At 33.1% G+C, this 1,952-nt stretch carries 2 protein-coding genes; both read right to left on the bottom strand.

Features of this window, described 5'->3' with window-relative positions; genetic code table 11:
• Positions 1–32 precede the first annotated feature (32 nt).
• Positions 33–464 carry a hypothetical protein gene (locus FCR2A7T_RS03470; RefSeq protein ID WP_131473143.1) on the bottom strand — a complete coding sequence of 144 codons (432 nt, stop codon included), beginning with the start codon at positions 462–464 and terminating at the stop codon, positions 33–35.
• Between the two features lie 588 nt (positions 465–1,052).
• Entirely contained in the window at positions 1,053–1,784 is a 732-nt protein-coding gene (locus FCR2A7T_RS03465; protein ID WP_023569890.1) for a hypothetical protein, read from the bottom strand.
• Between the last annotated feature and the right edge of the window lie 168 nt (positions 1,785–1,952).

Here is a 1,952-nt window from a genome sequence, read left to right as displayed (position 1 = left end):
CATTGCAGAAAACCGCTGTTATGGGCAGTATTTTATCCTTCCCAAAAAGTTGAGTTTATTATCGTAATATCACCATCATTGTTTAATTTGGTCAAAAACATATAACCGCTTGAATATCCTTTTTCGTATAAAATTCGCTCTACCTCAGTAATTAACAATGAATATTCGGGATAGTAATAATAAGAGACTTTAACTTCTGGTTTGGTAGAATTAGATTTATTTACACAGCCAGTATAGAGTTTTTTAGGTTCACCAATTAAAAATTTTCTCGCCAATCTTTCCTCAGCTTCTTTATGAGAAATTTTTTCTTCTTTTTCGATTATTTGGGTCATTCCAATATCGAAAGGACTGCGAGGAATTCCTTCATTTACTAATGTGTCACACTCGTATTCTAAAATTGTGTTTCCAGGTTTACCTCTAAAAAAAGATTTCAATTCATTCGAATTTTCAACATAGTTTATCATGTTTTTGATTCCTACACATAGTTTTGCCGAGTGGTAATTGGAGTGAGTGGTACTTAATTTTTTTGTAGAACAAGAAAGAATGAAAAGACAAAATAGTATTGGAGTAAATTTTTTATACATGAGTAGTTTTAAAGATTTCGTTCTGTTAATATTGCCCATAACGTCCCGGGGCTTCATGAAGTTGGGGTTTATATATTCCCAAACCATTCCATAACCACGGAAGTCAAATATATAAAATAACCTTGAATTTTAGCCTTAAAGCCCCAATTTCATGAAACCCCTGTTAGCAGAAGCCCATTTTGTGGCGTTAGTTTTTATTTTAATACTATGCTTTGTGTCATTACGTTTCTGATTGGTATATATGTAAATCGGAATGACATAAATAAAAATAGAGTAGGGGTAAATGTAAGTCGGATTGCTATAAATATAAATCGGATTGCTATAAATATAAATACGACAAGCGAAAATATAAATGCGGAAAGCATTTATATAACTACGAAGCAGATATATATAATTGCGATAGCAATAAATATAAATCTGCTTTATTGTTTTGTGTTTCGGCTTGTCGTATTTATTTTTAGTATTGTTCTATTTTCTCTTCTTTGTAAATTCTATTCCTTTTACTTGGGCGAATTGTGGACTTGTTGCGCCAAAAACTGATTTGATGTATTTCTTTACTTCGGTGGCGATGTCAAATAATCCTGTATCTTCTCCATAGATTGTTTTATCTCTTGCAATTCTTGAATTGCTTACGTTTGCGTATGCTATGGCAACTGCACTATTTTTAGCGGTTAGGTCTGTTTGTTTTGCTGTAAGCGTTACAATTTTTAAATCATTTTCGTTTGGAGCATAACTTGGTTCAGATTGTAAAACTGAAATAATACCCGCTAAATGTTGAATTTGTTGGTCGTATGATTGCTGACTTGTTGAAATTGTGTTTGGGGCTGGTGCATTTGAGTCGCTTGGCGTTTCAACTGCTTTAGCTCTGATGCCTTGCATTTTTTTGTTGAATGCTTTTGCATCTGCAATTTTTTCGGAAGTTGCGTCGGTGGTTTGTAATGCATTTATCAATCTTGTTGATAATGATTTTAAATCTTTGAATGCAACAACTCGCTCATTAACTTTATTATTGTATGCTGTATTTTTTGTTACAACATCGGCTAAACTTGCCTGTGATGCGGTATATAAAGCGGTAAGTTGTGGCAACTTTAGAGCATTTTTGGTAGGGTTGTAGGTTGTTCCGTAGCCTGTTACGAATGAAATTAAATCTTGAAGGTTTGCCACATTTTTTGCGTGTCCTGTTTCTGATACTGATGCCATATTTTAATTGTTTTTGAAAAAATAATTTTCAAAAATAATAAAAAAAGGTTTTTCTTACAATATAGATAAAAAAGAATTTTATGGTTTTATGTCGTTTTGGTATGCGTTTCGTGTAGCTCTTGGGTTTCTGCTAACGTCCCGCCGGCTTTCTGTCAGTGGCGGTTTTTT

Origin of the sequence: Flavobacterium cauense R2A-7, assembly GCF_000498475.1 — a bacterium.
Lineage (GTDB): Bacteria > Bacteroidota > Bacteroidia > Flavobacteriales > Flavobacteriaceae > Flavobacterium > Flavobacterium cauense.
Note: the sequence above shows the minus strand (reverse complement) of the source record. Positions and strands in the feature narration are given on the sequence as shown.